This is a genomic window from Pseudarthrobacter arbutini, assembly GCF_054510915.1.
Genome location: NZ_JBTNDQ010000018.1, coordinates 70,486 through 86,584, shown reverse-complemented (window position 1 = coordinate 86,584; position 16,099 = coordinate 70,486). Strand labels below are relative to the sequence as shown.

At 65.7% G+C, this 16,099-nt stretch carries 15 protein-coding genes and 1 tRNA gene; 7 read left to right on the top strand and 9 right to left on the bottom strand.

Annotated features, from left to right (window positions below; genetic code table 11):
* Positions 1–51: 51 nt before the first annotated feature.
* Both radA and ACX80V_RS18730 read right to left on the bottom strand, forming a co-directional pair.
* Positions 52–1,425 (bottom strand): DNA repair protein RadA, encoded by a 1,374-nt coding sequence (radA, locus tag ACX80V_RS18735; RefSeq protein ID WP_056347843.1) that lies wholly within the window; start codon positions 1,423–1,425, stop codon positions 52–54.
* An 80-nt stretch (positions 1,426–1,505) separates the two neighbouring features.
* Positions 1,506–2,633 carry an FUSC family protein gene (locus tag ACX80V_RS18730; RefSeq protein ID WP_485844419.1) on the bottom strand — a complete coding sequence of 376 codons (1,128 nt, stop codon included), beginning with the start codon at positions 2,631–2,633 and terminating at the stop codon, positions 1,506–1,508.
* A gap of 233 nt (positions 2,634–2,866) precedes the next feature.
* On the opposite strand from ACX80V_RS18730, the gene pstS reads away from it, so the two are divergent.
* The 4 genes from pstS to pstB all read left to right on the top strand — a co-directional run bounded on the left by pstS (position 2,867) and on the right by pstB (position 6,995).
* On the top strand, positions 2,867–3,988 hold the full coding sequence (gene pstS / locus ACX80V_RS18725) for a phosphate ABC transporter substrate-binding protein PstS (RefSeq protein ID WP_485844418.1): 1,122 nt from the start codon (positions 2,867–2,869) through the stop codon (positions 3,986–3,988).
* 102 nt (positions 3,989–4,090) lie between these two features.
* Complete coding sequence (pstC, locus tag ACX80V_RS18720; protein ID WP_058930356.1) at positions 4,091–5,023, top strand: phosphate ABC transporter permease subunit PstC; 933 nt, start codon at positions 4,091–4,093, stop codon at positions 5,021–5,023.
* The gene (gene pstA / locus ACX80V_RS18715) at positions 5,024–6,136 is read left to right on the top strand and encodes a phosphate ABC transporter permease PstA (protein WP_485844417.1); all 1,113 of its coding nucleotides are present in this window, start codon (positions 5,024–5,026) and stop codon (positions 6,134–6,136) included.
* A 79-nt stretch (positions 6,137–6,215) separates the two neighbouring features.
* The gene (pstB, locus tag ACX80V_RS18710) at positions 6,216–6,995 is read left to right on the top strand and encodes a phosphate ABC transporter ATP-binding protein PstB (protein ID WP_058930354.1); all 780 of its coding nucleotides are present in this window, start codon (positions 6,216–6,218) and stop codon (positions 6,993–6,995) included.
* Between the two features lie 172 nt (positions 6,996–7,167).
* Here pstB and ACX80V_RS18705 read toward each other — a convergent pair whose 3' ends face one another.
* The 3 genes from ACX80V_RS18705 to ACX80V_RS18695 all read right to left on the bottom strand — a co-directional run bounded on the left by ACX80V_RS18705 (position 7,168) and on the right by ACX80V_RS18695 (position 9,730).
* Positions 7,168–8,181 carry an inorganic phosphate transporter gene (locus ACX80V_RS18705; RefSeq protein WP_485844416.1) on the bottom strand — a complete coding sequence of 338 codons (1,014 nt, stop codon included), beginning with the start codon at positions 8,179–8,181 and terminating at the stop codon, positions 7,168–7,170.
* Position 8,182: 1 nt separating this feature from the next.
* Entirely contained in the window at positions 8,183–8,800 is a 618-nt protein-coding gene (locus tag ACX80V_RS18700) for a DUF47 domain-containing protein (protein WP_485844415.1), read from the bottom strand.
* A 270-nt stretch (positions 8,801–9,070) separates the two neighbouring features.
* Positions 9,071–9,730, bottom strand: a complete 660-nt coding sequence (locus ACX80V_RS18695) for a hypothetical protein (protein WP_056347859.1) — start codon at positions 9,728–9,730, stop codon at positions 9,071–9,073.
* A 205-nt stretch (positions 9,731–9,935) separates the two neighbouring features.
* Here ACX80V_RS18695 and ACX80V_RS18690 point away from each other — a divergent pair.
* A tRNA-Lys gene (locus tag ACX80V_RS18690) sits at positions 9,936–10,008 on the top strand.
* A gap of 97 nt (positions 10,009–10,105) precedes the next feature.
* Here ACX80V_RS18690 and ACX80V_RS18685 read toward each other — a convergent pair.
* Positions 10,106–11,023, bottom strand: a complete 918-nt coding sequence (locus tag ACX80V_RS18685) for an ANTAR domain-containing protein (RefSeq protein WP_485844414.1) — start codon at positions 11,021–11,023, stop codon at positions 10,106–10,108.
* Between the two features lie 551 nt (positions 11,024–11,574).
* Here ACX80V_RS18685 and ACX80V_RS18680 point away from each other — a divergent pair.
* Positions 11,575–12,159: an HhH-GPD-type base excision DNA repair protein gene (locus tag ACX80V_RS18680; protein ID WP_485844413.1), complete on the top strand. Its 585-nt coding sequence runs from the start codon at positions 11,575–11,577 to the stop codon at positions 12,157–12,159.
* A 6-nt stretch (positions 12,160–12,165) separates the two neighbouring features.
* Positions 12,166–13,170 carry a LacI family DNA-binding transcriptional regulator gene (locus ACX80V_RS18675; protein WP_485844412.1) on the top strand — a complete coding sequence of 335 codons (1,005 nt, stop codon included), beginning with the start codon at positions 12,166–12,168 and terminating at the stop codon, positions 13,168–13,170.
* Positions 13,171–13,195: 25 nt separating this feature from the next.
* Here the strand turns inward: ACX80V_RS18675 and ACX80V_RS18670 are convergent, their stop codons facing one another.
* The 3 genes from ACX80V_RS18670 to ACX80V_RS18660 form a co-directional block, all read right to left on the bottom strand.
* The gene (locus ACX80V_RS18670; protein WP_485844411.1) at positions 13,196–14,182 is read right to left on the bottom strand and encodes a carbohydrate kinase family protein; all 987 of its coding nucleotides are present in this window, start codon (positions 14,180–14,182) and stop codon (positions 13,196–13,198) included.
* Between the two features lie 77 nt (positions 14,183–14,259).
* Positions 14,260–15,054, bottom strand: coding sequence for an ATP-binding cassette domain-containing protein (locus ACX80V_RS18665; RefSeq protein WP_485844410.1), 795 nt, complete (start codon positions 15,052–15,054; stop codon positions 14,260–14,262).
* The gene (locus tag ACX80V_RS18660; RefSeq protein ID WP_485844409.1) at positions 15,051–16,097 is read right to left on the bottom strand and encodes an ABC transporter permease; all 1,047 of its coding nucleotides are present in this window, start codon (positions 16,095–16,097) and stop codon (positions 15,051–15,053) included. The genes ACX80V_RS18665 and ACX80V_RS18660 overlap by 4 nt, the downstream gene beginning before the upstream one ends.
* Positions 16,098–16,099 lie beyond the last annotated feature (2 nt).

Here is a 16,099-nt window from a genome sequence, read left to right as displayed (position 1 = left end):
AGCCGTGGTGACCTCCGGCTGCCTGAAGGTCGTTGTGAAAGCCTAGCTGCCCTACCCGATCAGCAGGCTCAACGCCTCCGTAAGGTGCTCCACTTCCCGGACGGAGAAGCCTGGTGGCACGGGTCCGGGTCCGTTGTGGCTGGCCGGGACCACTGCGTGGGTGAAGCCCAGACGGTGTGCTTCCTGGATGCGCTGGTTTATGCCGGGCACGGGCCGGACCTCGCCGGCCAGGCCCACTTCGCCGAACGCGATCAGCCGGATGGGTAGGGGTTTGCGGGCCTTCGCGGACGCGACAGCTAAGGCAACGGCGAGGTCCGTGGCCGGTTCACTGAGCTTCACACCGCCCACGGTGGCCACGTAGGAATCGTCCTTGTGCAGCAGGCAGCCGGCACGCTGCTGCAGCACCGCCAGGAGCATGGACACCCGTGAACTGTCCAGGCCGCTGGTGGCCCGGCGGGGCTGCGAGTTGGCGCTCTCGGCAAGCAGCGACTGCACCTCGGCCAACAGCGGCCGCCGCCCTTCCATGGTCACCGTGATGCAGGTGCCTGAAACAGGTTCCTTGGTGCGGCTGACGAACAGCCCACTGGGGTCCGTCAGCCCTTCGATGCCGTTCTCATTCAGGTCAAAACAGCCGACGTCGTCCGTGGGCCCGTACCGGTTCTTCACCGCGCGCAGCATCCGGAGCCGGGAATGACGCTCGCCTTCGAACTGGCAGACCACATCCACCAGGTGTTCGAGCAGCCGCGGCCCCGCGATGGACCCGTCCTTCGTCACGTGCCCCACCAGCAACGTGGTCATGTTCCGGCGCTTGGCCGCCGCGATGATGGACGCCGCAACCTCACGCACCTGCGAGACGCCGCCGGCGCTGCCGTCCACGTCTGCGCTGCTGAGCGTCTGGACCGAGTCCACAATCAGCAGCCGCGGCTCGATCTTCTCCACCTGCCCCAGTGCCTGCCCCAGGTCCGTTTCGGCGGACAGGTACAGGGAATCGGCGACGGCGTCGATCCGTTCGGCGCGCAGCTTCACCTGCGCGGCGGACTCCTCGCCTGTGACATACAGAACGTCCTGGGCGGTGCGGGCAAACTTCGCCGCGACATCCAGCAGCAGCGTTGACTTGCCCACTCCAGGCTCCCCGGCCAGCAGGATGACCGCGCCCGGAACCAGGCCGCCGCCCAGCACCCGGTCCAGCTCGTCCACACCGGTGGGCAGGAAAGCCGCCGTAGTGGCATCCACCTCGGCAATCCGGCGGGCCGGCTCCAGCACTGTGGTTGCCGCCGTCGTACGCGCTACGGCGGCGCCGGTTTCCTCAACTGTGCCCCACGCCTGGCACTCGCCGCAGCGCCCCACCCACTTGACCGTGGTCCAGCCGCATTCGGCGCACTTATAAGCCGGCGCTTTGGATGCCCGGGAAGTCTTTGTTGCCATGGGTTCCACCCTACTGGCGGGCACCGACAGTATTGGCCCGCGAGAGGGCAGCATGCACCAATGTGATCTGGGCGACAGCGCTACAACCCCGGCAGCACGTCCCGGGCCTCGCGCGCATCCATGCCGGTGGCCTCCAGGAGGTCCACCATGAGCGGCCGGAACAGCATCACCACAGTCTCACCCTCAAGCCGCTCGACCTCCAGCAATTTGGGGTGCAGCCGCAGCGCGATCTCGCTGAAGTCCTGCCGGGCCGTCCGAAGATGGGCGCGGCGGACGCCGTCGTGCGTTTCCGCCAGGCCGAGCGACAGTTCATCAATCGCGGCCGCGGTTTCCTGGAGCACGTCGGCAATGTTCGCGGTGGCGTTGTCTGAAAGCGCGGCGTGGTTGATGGCGCTGGTCAGCCGGCGTGCGAAGACGCGGCTGTTCCTGAGCGCAAGGTCGATGAAGTCAAGGGAATTCTCAAGCCGGTCCAGCTCGTCGCGGTGCCGGCGGTGGGCCGGCGCGAGGGTGGCCACTTCACCGGAAGCGCGCAGGGAATGGCGCATCGCGTCCACGAGCGGCTGGCAGTTCCGGCCGCGGATCAGCGCGTGCCAGGCCTGCGTGGAGTCGCTTTCGGTCAGGGCGGCGGCACATTCCCGCAGCACTTCGGCCAGTTCGTGGAGCAGCTTCCGGACATCCTTGCGGGGCTCCCGGCGCGGATCCTTCGGAATCAGGATGGTCACCAGGAGGGCGAAAAGGCCACCCACCACGGCGTCCAGGCTGCGCGTGAAAGGCCCGCCGTCCGGCGCCGGCAGCAGCACCACCAGCAAGGATTGCAGCCCCAGCTGCGTGGTGAAGATGTTGCCGCTGTCCAGGAAACGGGCCAGCAGGATGGAGAACAGAAGTACGACGGCGGCCTGCCAGATTCCGCTGCCCAGCCAGTGCAGCAGCAGATCACCGACGGCGATCCCGATGGTGCAGCCGAGGCCCACCTCCATCACCCGGCGCAGCCGCGGGTCACGCGAGAAGCCCAAGGCGATCAGTGACGATGTGGCCGCAAAGAGGGGTCCGGAGTGCCCCAGGACGTACTCGGCGAAGGCGTACGCCCCCACCGCGCACGCGGTCATCTGGACGGCGGGGACCAGGGAGTTCCGGCTCCGGACCAGGCCCGTCCGGATGCGTCCGCGCAGGAAACGCCTGCTTGCTGAGAGTCCTGCTGCTGCGGCCATGCCCTCCAGTCTATTTGCCGCCCCGGCACCTAATCCCGAAAGTGTGACGTGCGCAATGGTGACGCTGCAGTTGTTGGCTAATGTCCAACCGTCGTTAACCTTCCGTTCACTCTTGGCCGCCAATCCCGTTACCTGCGGCCCATACCTTCATTGAAGGTACAAAACGTACGCATCGCGCTGCAGGGCGTCTCCGGTCCTGCCGCCGCTGAATATCCCTGGAAGGGGTACATCTAGTGAAGGCACTCCGTTTCGGCCGCCACGCGGCTATCGCTGTAATCGCAGCCGGCGCACTCGCGCTCACCGCCTGCGGTTCAGATAACGCCACGGGCAACACGCCTGCAGGCAACCAGACTTCTGCCGGCCCCAAGGTCACCGGCACGCTGACCGGCATCGGCTCTTCCGCGCAGGGCGCAGCGATGGACGCCTGGAAGACCAGCTTCGCCGCCGCCAACCCCGGCGCCACCGTGCAGTACTCCCCGGATGGCTCCGGCGCCGGCCGCAAGGCGCTCGTGGACGGGTCAGCCCAGTTCGGCGGCTCGGATGCCTACCTGAAGGACGAAGAGTTCGCATCCTCCAAGACCGTCTGTGGCCCTGACGGCGCCATCAACATCCCGGTCTACATTTCCCCGATCGCGGTTGCCTTCAACCTCCCGGGCATCACCGAGCTGAAGCTTGACGCCGCCACCGTGGCCAAGATCTTCCGCGGCGAGGTCGCCAACTGGAACGACCCCGCCATCGCCGCCCTGAACCCGGGAGTCTCCCTCCCGGAACTGAAGGTCACTCCCGTGAACCGCTCTGACGATTCCGGTACCACCACCAACTTCACCGAGTACCTTGCGGCCGCTGCTGCGGATGTTTGGACCGACAAGGCTTCCGGCGTTTGGCCTGCAAGCCTGCAGGGCGAGAACGCCAAGGGAACCTCCGGTGTTGTCAAGACCGTCACCGATACCCCCGGCGCAGTGACTTACGCAGATGATTCCGCAGTCAGCGGCAAGCTCGGCGTTGCTCAGATCAAGGTTGGCGAGTCCTTCACCAAGATCTCCGCTGACGCAGCCGCCAAGGCTGTTGATGCAGGCAAGCCCGTTGAAGGCCGCACCGCCAACGACCTGTCCATCAAGCTGGACCGCAAGACCACAATTGAAGGCGCATACCCGATCGTCCTGGTCTCCTTCCACGTTGTCTGCGCCACCTATGACAAGCAGGAGACCGTGGACCTGGTCAAGGCCTTCGAGAACTACGTAGTTTCCAAGGAAGGCCAGCAGGCCGCCGCCGATTCTGCCAAGTCCGCGCCGCTCTCCTCGGCCCTCGCCGAGAAGGCCGTCAAGGCCATCGAATCCATCAAGGTCAAGTCCTAGTACCTGTCCCTGAACCACGTTCCCCGCCACGCCGAAAGGCGGGGCGGGGAACTTTGGCTTGTAAGCTCGATTTAGGCACCGCCCACAACCGAAGGGTCTGGAATGACCGCCACCCCCCTGAGTAGTTCCCAGGGCGCAGGCCGCGCCGGGGATAAGATCTTTTCCGGCGCCGCCCTGACCGCCGGGTGCCTCATCCTCGCCGTCTTGTTCGGCGTGGCACTCTTCCTTGTTGTCCAGGCCATTCCGGCGCTCACCGCCCCGGCCGCCGAGATCCAGGGCGGCGAAGGCTTCTTCGCCTACATCTGGCCGATCGTTATTGGCACCCTCATTGCGGCCACCATTGCCCTGGTGATCGCGACACCCATCGCCATTGGCGTGGCCCTGTTCATCTCTCACTTCGCCCCGCGCGGACTCGCGTCGGGGCTTGGCTACGTGGTGGACCTCCTGGCCGCCATCCCGTCGGTGATTTACGGTGCCTGGGGTGCGGCGTTCCTTGCCAAGGAAATCTCCCCCGCCTATAACTGGCTGGCCGAGAACATGGGCTGGTTGCCCATCTTCCAGGGTCCCGCCTCTGCCACCGGCAAAACCATCCTGACCGCGGGCATTGTGCTCTCGGTGATGGTCCTGCCGATCATCACGTCCCTGAGCCGCGAAATTTTCCTGCAGACGCCCAAGCTCCATGAGGAAGCCGCCCTGGCCCTCGGCGCCACGCGCTGGGAAATGATCAAAATGTCGGTCCTGCCGTTCGCCCGTCCGGGCATCATCAGCGCCGTCATGCTGGGCCTGGGCCGTGCGCTGGGCGAGACCATGGCAGTTGCCCTGGTCCTCTCTTCCGGTGCCCTGACAGCCAGCCTGATCACGTCCGGCAACCAGACCATCGCCGCGGAGATCGCCCTGAACTTCCCCGAAGCCAGTGGCCTCAAGGTCAGCACGCTGATCGCTGCCGGCCTGGTCCTTTTTGTGATCACCCTGGGAGTCAACATGATCGCCCGCTGGATCATCACCCGGCACAAAGAATTCTCGGGAGCCAACTAAATGTCCTCCACTCTTACCCCCGTGCGCAGTAAGCGTTCAGCCCTCACCAAAGGCCAGCTACCCAAGTACGCGCCGTACGTTGTCCTGGCACTCGCGCTCATCGTGGGCGCGGCAATCCTGGCACTGATCGGGTTCAATGCCTTTGGCTGGGGCATCGTTTCGGCCGTCCTCTTCACTGGCGGCCTGGTGGGCTGGAGCGCCGCGGTGGAAGGCTCCCGCAAAGCCAAGGACAAGCTGGCCACCTGCCTGGTGGTGGGCTCGTTCCTGGTCGCGCTGCTCCCGCTGGTCTCCGTGATCTGGACGGTGTTGGTCAACGGAGTTCCCGGCGTCATCGCCCCGGGCTTCCTCACCAGCTCCATGAACGGCGTCACGGGCGTCTACGACAATAAGGCCGTTGAAGAGGGCGCCCCCGTTATCGGTGGCATCTACCACGCCCTGTTGGGTACCATCCAGATCACGCTGGTAGCCACCGTGATCTCCGTGCCCGTCGGACTGCTGAGCGCCATTTACCTGGTGGAGTACGGCAATGACGGCCGTTTGGCCCGCGCCATCACCTTCTTTGTGGACGTTATGACCGGCATCCCGTCCATCGTGGCCGGCCTGTTCGCCGCAGCGTTCTTCTTCGCCGTGGTGGGTCCCGGCACCAAAACCGGTGCCGTCGCCGCCGTCGCGCTTTCGGTCCTGATGATTCCCGTAGTGGTGCGTTCCAGCGAGGAAATGCTCAAGATCGTCCCCAACGAACTGCGCGAAGCGGCCTACGCGTTGGGTGTGCGTAAGTGGCGCACCATCCTCAAGGTGGTTATCCCGACGGCGATCTCCGGCATCGCGTCCGGCGTCACCTTGGCGATCGCCCGCGTTATCGGTGAGACTGCGCCCATCCTGGTCACCGCCGGGTTTGCCACCAGCATCAACAACAACGTGTTCGGCGGCTGGATGGCCTCGCTACCCACGTTCATCTACACCCAGATCCTGAACCCCACCTCGCCGGCCAACCCGGACCCGTCCTCGCAGCGGGCCTGGGGCGCCGCCCTGGTGCTGATCATCCTGGTAATGGTGCTGAACCTTGGCGCCCGGCTGATCGCCAGGGCCTTTGCCCCCAAGACCGGCCGGTGAAATTTTTTCAGCAGGCCATTCCGGTCCTCGCGGCCAAACCATAGACTTCAATCCGTACCCCAGCAAGTGAAGGAACACCATGTCTAAGCGCATCGACGTCAAAGACCTGAACGTGTACTACGGCGATTTTCTGGCCGTGGAGGATGTCAGCATCAACATCGAGGCCAAGTCCGTAACGGCCTTCATCGGTCCCTCAGGCTGTGGCAAGTCCACGTTCCTGCGCACCCTGAACCGCATGCACGAGGTTCTGCCCGGCGCCCGCGTCGAAGGCGAAGTCCTGATGGACGGCGACAACCTCTACGGCCCCGGCGTGGACCCCGTGACGGTGCGTTCGCAGATCGGCATGGTCTTCCAGCGGCCCAACCCGTTTCCTACGATGTCCATCCGCGACAACGTGCTGGCCGGCGTCAAGCTGAACAACAAGAAGATCTCCAAGGGCGAGGCCGACGTCCTCGTGGAGAGGTCCCTGCAGAGCGCCAACCTCTGGAATGAGGTCAAGGACCGCTTGGAGAAGCCCGGATCCGGCCTGTCAGGCGGCCAGCAGCAGCGACTCTGCATTGCCCGTGCCATTGCGGTGGAACCGCAGGTGATCCTCATGGACGAGCCGTGCTCCGCGCTGGACCCGATCTCCACGCTGGCCATCGAGGACCTTATCAACGATCTCAAGGACCAGTACACCGTGGTGATCGTGACCCACAACATGCAGCAGGCCGCCCGCGTTTCGGAAAAGACGGCGTTCTTCAACATCGCCGGTACCGGCAAGCCGGGCAAGCTGATCGAATACGGGAACACCCAGACCATCTTCAACAACCCCAACGTGAAGGCCACCGAGGACTACGTCTCCGGCCGCTTCGGATAGGCCCCAGCCGCTCCCGCCGGCTCCCAGCCACAAATACGCATCGATTGTCCCCACCGGCTCCCTTGCCTCGCAAGCTCGGCCAGGGCACCCTGCCGGCGTGGGCCCACCCCGCCCTTTTGACAGCTCAGAAGGGCGCTTTTGGGACAGTCGATGCGGCGTTTAAAGCTCGAGCTCAGCCCGCCAAAGGTGACATCGCCAGGGCCAGCACGAAGGCCCCGGCCGCGGCTGCCGCGGGAGTGAGGACCCACAGCCCCAGGATTCGCATGACCAGCTTCCGGTTGATGACTGAGAATTGCTGGTTCTCGCCGGCCCCCAGCACAGACGCGGTCACAGTGTGGGTGGTGGAGAGGGGCCACTGAAGCGCGATCGCCCCGAGAAAGAGCATCGTGGCGCTGAAGGTCTGGGCCACTGATCCCCGCAAGGGGTCCACCCGGGTGATCTTGTAGCCGAGGGTTTGGGAGATCCGCCAGCCACCAAAGAGTGTTCCGGCCGTGATCATCACGGCCGAGACAAGCGCAACCCACAGGGGGATGCTCTCGCCGTCGGAATAGCCCGCCGCGAGCAGGGCAAGCAGCAGCACAGCGCCCACCCGCTGGCCGTCCTGCAGGCCATGGCCGAACGCCACGGCGCCGGCCGCGACGGCCTGGCTGCGGCGGAAGCGCTGGTTGACGACGTTGGGCTGGGCATACCGGGCTGCCCAGGTCACCGGGAAAACCAGCAGGTATGCGCCAATGTAGGCAACGGCAGGCGAGAGCAGCAGCGGCAGGACCACCTGGAGCAGCAGGGAATGGCTAACTCCACCCACTCCCACCCCGCCCACGGCGAGGCTGGCGAGCCCGGCCCCGGCGAGCCCACCCACCAGGGCGTGCGTGGAGGACGCAGGGATGCCGCGCCACCACATCAGCAGGCCCCAGACGCAGGCACTGGCCAGGGCTGCCACCAGGATGCTGAGACCGCTTTCGCCATCCGGCAGGTGGATCCAGGTGTGGCTGACGGCAACCACTGCGGTGGCGCTGACCAGGGCGCCCACGAAGTTGAAAAAGGCGGCCAGCAGCACGGCCACACTGGGCGTGAGAGCCCTGGTGCGGACCGCCAGCGCCACGGATGTGGAGGCATCCCTGAAGCCGTTGAGGAAGGCAAACGCCGCGGTCAACAGAACCACAACGCCGAAAATCACTGCTGTCACGTCAGGATTCCTTGACGATGATGCTGCCTACCTGGGTAGCGATGCGGCGCATGTCCTTGGTGACTTCCACCAGCTGGTTGGCCACGTCGCGGTTACGGGAATACTGCGCCCACTTCATGTCCCGGATCATGTCCGCTACCCATACCCGGTGGGTCCGTTCCGCGCGTTTGGCGAGCCTGAGGATCTCGATCCAGTAATCCTCGAGGTCGTCGAGGTTGTCGAGCCGGCGCATGGCGTCCACGGTGAGCTCAGCCTGCCGGCTGATGATCTCGAGCTGGTCCGCTGCCCGCCGCGGCAGGCGGTCCAGCTGGTACAGGGACACAAGTTCCGCGGCGCCGTCCAGTTTCTCGAGGGCTTCGTTGAGGTAGCGGGACAGCGCGTACATGTCTTCGCGGGGGAGCGGGTTCACAAAGCTTGTGCGCATGTGGGTGAGCAAAGCAAAGTGCAGCTCGGCGGACCTGGCCTCGTGGTTGTGCATGTCGTCCACGAGCTTGGCGTGCTCGGATGCCGGGACGCCAAGGATCTCTGCCATGGTGGCGCTGGCATGCACAATTTGCTGGGCCATCTGGGACAGCAGGGTCAGCCCTGCGGGCTCCTGGGGAAAAAGGCGCAGCTTCACGTTGGGATACCGGTCTCCGGGGATGTACAGGGGTCGGGGGCCGCCCACTTGTGACTTGACGCAGGCCAGCAGCTGATGTTGATTCTACCGGCCCAGTACCCGCGGCCTGTAAACAGGCGCAAAAAATGGTGCCGAACCGGATACGCCTCTCGGCGGTAGGCCGCTCTAGGCGGCTAATTGTTGAAGCCCGGGGGTTTCGCGGCTCGACACCAGTTTCAGTGTTCTACGTTGCTTGGCCCAAGTCAACATTGACAGATCGGCGCCGGTGGTTCAGTCGAGCTCGCCCAGCCGCCAGGCGTTTGCCGCATGTTCAAGGTCCTCGGCCGTCTTCACGAGCTGGTGCGAGTTGCGTGTGAGCTTGCTCGCGTGGGCTTCGTTGCCGAGCTCGGCGCCGTCGGCGATCGTCGCCTGGCCGAGCGCCACCACGCGGCAGAACGCGGCGGAACGTTCCAGCGCGACGTCGAACTCGCCGTCGAACGCTCCGGAGAGAATGGCGTCAGCCATGGTCCGCATTTCCTCGGCTCCCGGCGGTTCAGCGGCGCCGGCCACCACGTTGGAAACCTGCGCGGTGTCCTTGCCTGCCCGGAAGTACACGGAGATCCGTTCGGGGTCCTGGACGGTGGCGGCGCGCAGGGCGTAAAGCCGCCAGAGGGCGCCTGGCAGCGAACGCGCCGGGCTTTCCGCCCACATCTCCGCGATGGCCTCCAGGCCCTGCTCGTCGGTCAGCTTGACCAGGCGTTCGGTGATGACGGGATCGTCGCTGTCGCGTCCGTGGCGCACCAGTGCCTGGGCGGCGAGGTGGGCGGCCTCGGAGACGCGCGCAGGATCGGGGCCGCCTGCGAACGGCTCAAAGTCGATGGGGGCGAACGGCTTGGGCTTGTGATGCCGGTTGGCTCCGCCGTAGTGACTGGGTCCTGCTTGTTCGCTCATGCCCCCCACGCTACTCCTGTGCCGCGCGGGAAATCGAGTACTGTTTGCAGCCGGGATGGACCTTGCCAGCGCCGGTGACGCTGTGCGGAATTCGGAACATACGACGGCGGCGGACAACCTGCGTGCCAAAGCCGCCCCGTGTGTGGGGTAAAGTATTTTACGTCCAGAAATGGACTGGGCTGATCGGTTGTTTGACCGTCGGCTGGGGCCTTTAGCTCAGTTGGTAGAGCATCGGACTTTTAATCCGTGGGTCGTGGGTTCGATCCCCACAGGGCCCACCCACGCGGAAGACCAGAGACACTTCGTCTCTGGTCTTCTTTCGTGTACACCCAGCACGGGCATTGGCGGTGGCCAACGTGGATGACCTGAGGAAGCTTAATGCTCGAAATGCGTGTCCGGTGCTCCGCCTGGCAGGTTCGCCAGGATGCCCTCGGCCACCATGCGGAGCTTGATATTCCGGTGGCTGGATGCCTTGGCGATGATGGCGATTGCGTCGTTGTAGGAGCACCTGTTCTGCGCCATGATGACGCCGCAGGCAATGTCGATGGACGTCCGGCTTTCCAAGGCTGACTGCAGGTCCGACGCTCTGGTGCTGGCCGACTCCAACTCAAGGGCCAGCCTGAGGCCGCGCGACGCGAGGTCGGTGAAACTGCGGGCCTCGGCGATGATGTGCAGCGGGAACGCCTGGGGGCTGGCTGCGAAGAAGGCGAGGGCGGCCTCGGTGCCCTCATCCAGGGAAAGCCGCAGGCTCAGGACGCTGTCGAACCCGGCGTCCTGCAGGTGCGGCCTGTAGCGTCCCCAGCGGAAGTCGGAGGCCACGTGGTTCATGGCCGCGGTCCCTGTGCCGGTGAGGGCTTCGGTCAGGGGGCCTTCGCCGACCTCCTTTTCCAGCCGGGCCAACGTCGCGGTCCGCGTGCCGGTTCCAGCGGTGGCTCTGGAGCGTTTGGCCCGGCTCAGGACCAGGGCGCATTCGATGGGAACGCCGGCGAGCCGGCTCAGCGTGGCCGCTCCCAGGTGGGCCAGGATCTCCAGGGAGTCAGACAGGTCCTTCGAGCCGGTGACCAAATCGGGGATAAGCCCGTCGACGCCGACCATCCCGATGGTGAACGCCTTGGCTGCCGGTTCCGCGCCAGGACGATCGCCCGGTGCCGGGATGGGCCTGCGGTCCGGGATTGCCGCCGGCCCCGGATGCGGGGCTGCATGCTGGGTGGTGTGTTGGGCCGGATGAGCGGGCGCTGGCCTCCTGCCCGCCGACGCGTGTGCCTGGGAAGCCTCGGATCGGGAATACTTCACGTCCGCCTCCCGCTGGGACACCAGGAACTGATTGGAAGCGTTGGATGAATGTGAAGCGTGTAGGACAAAGGGCCGGCGACGGCTGGGGGAGAGGCCTTGGTCTCTAAGACCTCCTCGTCGCCGGCCCCGCTTATTTCCCGGACCCCTTGGAGCGGGAAAACGCGGCTGCCGAGTCGTGTATTCATCCTTCCCACAACCCCCTAGTGAGACATCCAAACCAGTGCGATTTGCGAGTCTTAACTCATTACTCGAACGTAGTTCTGGCATGGTCCCCGGCAACCGCGTAATCGGTACTTGTTTTTCAAATTAGGTAGTACTTGGTTTTTCGGAAGGACTACTCAACTCGGTGCTGATGAGTTCTCCTCCGCCGGCAAGATCACCATCGAGCCGGCGTTCAGCGCGAACTTGGTGTTTCCACTGTCCGGTACCGGGCGGCAACTTCGTGTCCGGACCCGAGTTTTTGTCCAGGTAATGCGCGCAAAACGACTGGCGAAGTCCCATTACATGGACAAAAACTCCAGGTCATGACGCCGGCCGCGGGAGGTGGAAAGATGAGGGCCATGGAACTGCATATCACCGGCGACCCGGCCGCCGACCAACTGCTGACCGATGACGCGTTTGCGCTGCTGACAGGCATGCTGCTGGACCAGCAGGTAACCATGGAATCCGCCTTTGCCGGGCCGGAGAAGATCCGGGCCCGGATCGGGTCCATCGCCCCGGCCGCGGTTGCGGCGTACGAACCTCAGGCTTTCGTCGACGTGTTCAAGGAACGGCCCGCGGTGCACCGGTTCCCCGGCTCGATGGCGGGACGTGTCCAGGCGCTCGCCGAGACGGTGCAGCATGACTGGGACGGCGACGCGACGCTGATCTGGACCAAAGGCGACCCGGACGGCCCGGAGGTGCTGCGCCGCCTGCAGGCACTGCCCGGATTCGGGGAGCAGAAGGCAAAGATTTTCCTTGCGCTCCTGGGGAAGCAGCGCGGGCTGAACACACCGGGATGGCGCGAGGCGGCCGGCCACTACGGCGAGGAAAATTCCTTCCTTTCGGTCGCCGACATCGTGAGTCCTGAATCGCTCGCGAAGGTGCGGGCCAGCAAGCAGGCAGCAAAGGCGGCGGCCAAGGCTGCCAAAGGCTGACCGCTCATGGCAGTGACCATGAACGATGTGGCGCGCGTCGCCGGGGTGTCGTTGAAGACCGTGTCGAACGTGCTCAACGACTACGAGTTCATCCGGCCGGCCACCAGGCAACGGGTCCAGGACGCCATTGCCGCACTGGGCTACGAGGCGAACCTGACAGCTCGCAGCCTGCGCTCCGGGAAGACGCACATGCTGGGCCTGGTGCTGTCCGACCTCGCGGCGCCGTACTACGCAGAGCTGGCCTCGAGGGTGATGACGGCGGCGGAGCGGCGCGGCTACCGCGTGCTGGTGGAACAGTCCGGCGCCCTGGAAGCCAACGAACTCGGTGCCCTGCAGGGTCCGCTGCGGCAACTGACCGACGGACTCCTGTTCACGCCACTCGTCATGAGGGCCGGCGCCGTCGCCTCCCACCGCGGCAGCAAGCCGGTGGTGCTGCTCGGCGAGAACATTCAGGATCCCCGGCTGGATCTGGTCACCATGAGAAACCAGGACGCCGCCCAGGCCCTCACCGCCCACCTGCTGGCGGGAGGCCGCCGTCGTATTGCCGTGCTCGGCGCCCATCCTGACGAATCAGCGGGCTCGGCCGGCCTGCGGCTCAACGGTTACCGGAGCGCACTGGAGGACTCCGGAGTGCCGTTTGACCCGGCCCTGGTGGCACCCGGGGAATGGCGCCGCGACGGGGGAGCAGCCGCCGTCGCCGGCCTCCTGGAACGCGGCATTCCGTTCGACGCCGTCTTCGGGCTCAACGACGCCCTCGCCCTGGGCGCCATGCACGAACTGCTCGTCCGTGGCGTGAAGGTGCCCCAGGACGTTGCCGTGGCGGGCTTTGACGACATCGACGAGGCACGGTTCGCCTCGCCGTCGCTCACCACCGTGTCGCCCGGCATGGACGAGATTGCGGAACGGTCCGTCGGGCTGCTGATCGACCGGATTGACGGGCTGGAAGCGAGGGCAGACGGGGTCCATGCGGAGGCGGGCTTTGACCTGAAAATCCGGGATTCGGCGCCCTGAGGGCTGCCGCCGGACATCAGTTCCTTCAGACCACGACGGCGGCAGTAGCTTTCGTTCCTTGGCTCACTTCCGCCCCCGGCACGTCCGCAGCCAGCTCCACAGCCGTGGGAGGATTCGCGCCCGGCCGGCGAACGGTAATGGCTGCCGCCTTCGACGCCATGTGCCCGATCGTGGCCAGGGCGTCCTGTCCCAGACCCTCGGTGCGGCGCGACAACAGGCCGCAGATCAGGGCCGCCATGTACGAATCACCGGCACCGATGGTGTCCGCCACCGTGGACCGGATGGCCGGAATGTAAAGCTGTGTGGCGGGCGTCGCCAACAAAGAACCTTCTCCGCCGCGGGTGACCACTGCCAGTCCGGCGCCCAGCCGCAGGATCCGTTCTGCCGCGTCCTCGAGGCGGACTCCCGGGTACAGCCAGGCGGCATCCTCATCGCTGAGCTTGACCACGTCCGTCAGCGGAACCAGGTCCTCGAAAATCCGCACGGCCTCTGCCTGGCTGTCCAGCAATGCGGGCCTGATGTTCGGATCGTAGGTGACGAGGCACTCGCGGTGCGACTGTTCCAGAAGTGCCCGCACCGCCGTCGCGCCCGGCGCCAGGAAGGTGGCGATGGATCCGGTGTGTAGAACTTTGGGCAGGTGGGCGGGGGCCGCTGCCGCCAGTTCCCAGCTGATGTCGAAGTCGTATGTGGCGGAGCCGTCCGCGGCGAGGGTTGCCGTGGCGGACGCTGTTCGCGCAGCGGACTTTGAGCCCGGTAGGAGTTCGACGCCGGCGCTTCGCAGGTGCGCTTCGATCGCCTCGCCGCGGGCGTCTGCGCCCAGCGACGTCAGCAGCGCGGTGGATACGCCGAGTCGTCCCAGGCCGTAGGCCACGTTCATCGGCGAGCCACCCGGATGCTCGATGGGGCCGTTGGTTGAGGCGACAACGTCAACGAGCGCTTCGCCGATGACGACGACGTCTACGGCGGCCGCCGGGGGAATCTCGGAGGTGCGGCCAAGGGATTTGCTGTGCACGGGAGAGCCTTTCATGGGGCCGTCCGCGGGCCTGATGCAGGCCCGCGGACGGCGGTGAGGTCAGTCGGGTGGTGCGGTCAGGCGGTGGCGGCACCGGTCATGATGGCCACCGCATCGGTCATCGTGTGGGACTGCGGCGTGATGGTGGCAGCGCACTTGCCCAGGCGCTGGATGTGGATCCGGTCAGCAACGTCGAACACGTGCGGCATGTTGTGGCTGATCAGGATCACGGGCAGTCCCCGGTCCCGGAGGTCCTTGACCAGTTGCAGGACCTGGTTGGACTCCCTGACGCCCAGGGCCGCCGTCGGCTCATCCAGCACCACTACCTTTGAACCGAACGCCGCGGCGCGGGCCACCGCGACAGCCTGGCGCTGGCCGCCGGAGAGGTTCTCCACCGGCACCGTCACGTCCTGGAGCGTGGAGATTCCGAGCCGCGTCAGCTCCTGTTTGGCCTTCAAGCGCATGCCTTTGGTGTCCAGCATCCGGAACACGCTCCCGAGGAGTCCCGCACGCCGTTCCTCCCGGCCCAGGAACAGGTTGGAGGCGACGTCCAGGGCCGGCGAGACCGCCAGGTTCTGGTAGACGGTTTCGATGCCGTGGACCCGGGCGTCCTGCGGTCGCTTGAAGTGCACCGGCTGTCCTGACACAGAGAGCTCGCCGGAGTCCGGGACTTCTGCCCCTGTGAGGCATTTGATCAGGGTGGATTTGCCCGCCCCGTTGTCGCCGATGATCGCCAGGACTTCGCCGGGATAGAGGTCCAGGCTGACGCCGTCGAGCCCCACCACCCGGCCGAAAGTCTTGACGAGGTTCCTGGCCTGCAGGATGGGTTGGCGGAGTTCCGTGCCCGTGGACTCCAGCTGGGAGGCGGTCATGATTTCACCTTTCGGATCCACTGGTCCACGGACACAGCAATGATGATAAGGACGCCCACGGCGAGGGTCTGGTAGAGCACATCCAGGCCTGCGAGGGACAGCCCGTTGCGGAACACGCCCACGATCAGCGCGCCCAGGAGTGAGCCCCACACCGAACCGCGCCCGCCGAAGAGGCTGGTTCCACCGATCACGACGGCGGTGATGGAGTCCAGGTTCAGGTCCACCCCGGCGTTGGGGCTGGCTGCGTTGGTCCGGCCGATTTGGATCCACGCACCCACTGCCAGGACAGCGCCTGCGGCCAGATAGACACTCATGAGGACACGGTTGACGGGGATGCCGGCCAGCCTGGCCGCTTCCTTGTCATCGCCAACGGCGTAGACGTGGCGTCCCCAGGCAGTCTTGCCCAGGATGAACGCCACCGCGACGTAGAGCAGGAGCATCATGACCACGCCTGTGGAAATGCGCACGGGACCCACCGGGAATGTGCTTCCCATCCAGGTCAGCAGCCCCGGCATGCTTGAGCCGCGCACCGTGGAACCGCCCGAATACAGCAGCGTCAGGGCAATGAAAATATTGAGGGTTCCGAGGGTCACAATGAACGGCGGCAGCCGGAACCTGGTGACCAGGAAGCCGTTCAGGGCGCCCGCGGCCAGGCCCACCGCCAGGCCGGCGACGAGTGCCAGCGGCCCGGGCAGGCCGTAAGAGTCGGCCAGTTGGGCCACCACCATGGAGGCAAGGATCATCACTGCACCCACGGACAGGTCAATGCCTGCTGTGAGGATAATCAGTGTCTGGGCAATAGCCAGGGTGCCCACGACGGACACCTGCTGGGTGATCAACGACAGGTTTTCGACCCGCAGGAACCTGTCATTGAGCAGCCCGAACACCACCACCGCGACGATCAGCACAATGGCCGGGCTGAGGGCAGGATATCTGTGCAGGGTGTTGCGGATGCGGCTGAGCGGCGTCCTGCGGTCAAGGAATTCCTCCGCCAGGTCGGCCTGGCCTGCGGCGGGCGGACCGGCGGTCTGTTGCTGGGTCACGG

What these genes read in the sequence shown, in the direction of transcription:
- ACX80V_RS18680 (WP_485844413.1), top strand. Translation starts at nt 11,575, where the DNA reads ATGAGGGCCATGGAACTGCATATCACCGGCGACCCGGCCGCCGACCAA.
- radA (WP_056347843.1), bottom strand. Translation starts at nt 1,425, where the DNA reads ATGGCAACAAAGACTTCCCGGGCATCCAAAGCGCCGGCTTATAAGTGC.
- pstB (WP_058930354.1), top strand. Translation starts at nt 6,216, where the DNA reads ATGTCTAAGCGCATCGACGTCAAAGACCTGAACGTGTACTACGGCGAT.
- ACX80V_RS18730 (WP_485844419.1), bottom strand. Translation starts at nt 2,633, where the DNA reads ATGGCCGCAGCAGCAGGACTCTCAGCAAGCAGGCGTTTCCTGCGCGGA.
- pstC (WP_058930356.1), top strand. Translation starts at nt 4,091, where the DNA reads ATGACCGCCACCCCCCTGAGTAGTTCCCAGGGCGCAGGCCGCGCCGGG.
- ACX80V_RS18665 (WP_485844410.1), bottom strand. Translation starts at nt 15,054, where the DNA reads ATGACCGCCTCCCAGCTGGAGTCCACGGGCACGGAACTCCGCCAACCC.
- ACX80V_RS18695 (WP_056347859.1), bottom strand. Translation starts at nt 9,730, where the DNA reads ATGAGCGAACAAGCAGGACCCAGTCACTACGGCGGAGCCAACCGGCAT.
- ACX80V_RS18675 (WP_485844412.1), top strand. Translation starts at nt 12,166, where the DNA reads ATGGCAGTGACCATGAACGATGTGGCGCGCGTCGCCGGGGTGTCGTTG.
- pstA (WP_485844417.1), top strand. Translation starts at nt 5,024, where the DNA reads ATGTCCTCCACTCTTACCCCCGTGCGCAGTAAGCGTTCAGCCCTCACC.